We start from the raw sequence: 731 nt of genomic DNA, 5'->3' as shown, positions 1-731 counted from the left end.
CCAGGGCTATAAGCCCAAATTACCAGCCAGCGCCTAAAGACGCTGGCTTTCACTTTGTTCAAGCCTTATTGCTCTTGACTCGTCACTTGCCTCTCAAAGAGGCTTTAGTATTACTTACCACTATCCCTAAAGGGATCCTCATATTCTTTTACACTCAATTTACCTAGTGCTATATCATGCTTTTCCTGTTCTTGGATATATTTCTTAATTGTGGCTTCATTAAGCCCTACTGTACTTACATAATAACTTTTCTCCCAGAAATGCCGATTTCCAAACTTGTACTTGAGATTGGCGTGTTTGTCAAACATCATGAGTGCACTTTTTCCTTTTAAATAACCCATGAAACTCGAAACTCTTGTCCTTGGTGGAATACTTACTAACATGTGTACATGATCTGGCATTAAGTGACCCTCGATAATTTCAACTCCTTTATAACTACACAAGCGATGAAATATTTCGCCTAAACTACTTCGATATTGATTATAGATTACTTTTCGTCTATACTTAGGGGTGAACACAATGTGATACTTACAGTGCCACTTTGTGTGCGATAAACTATGAGCCTTTTGTGCCATATTTTTCTCCTTTCGCTTTACAATTGGCTTGAACACCTTTATTGTATCGCGTTCGGAGTTTTTTTGGTATAACCTTCGACGCGCACCCGCATAGCGGGTGGTTTTTTTGTCTCGCACCTAACGGAGCGAGACGGACTAATAGTCACATAATAAAAA

General features: G+C 39.4%; 1 protein-coding gene. It reads right to left on the bottom strand.

Going from position 1 to position 731, the window contains the following annotated elements; genetic code table 11:
* Positions 1-110: 110 nt before the first annotated feature.
* Entirely contained in the window at positions 111-575 is a 465-nt protein-coding gene (tnpA, locus tag QM818_RS08990) for an IS200/IS605 family transposase (protein ID WP_265473255.1), read from the bottom strand.
* Positions 576-731 lie beyond the last annotated feature (156 nt).

The sequence above is a fragment of the Streptococcus mitis genome, from assembly GCF_047464035.1.
Lineage (GTDB): Bacteria > Bacillota > Bacilli > Lactobacillales > Streptococcaceae > Streptococcus > Streptococcus mitis_DX.
The sequence above is the reverse complement of the archived record's forward strand: the minus strand, read 5'-3'. Positions and strand labels throughout refer to the sequence as shown.

What these genes read in the sequence shown, in the direction of transcription:
- tnpA (WP_265473255.1), bottom strand. Translation starts at nt 575, where the DNA reads ATGGCACAAAAGGCTCATAGTTTATCGCACACAAAGTGGCACTGTAAG.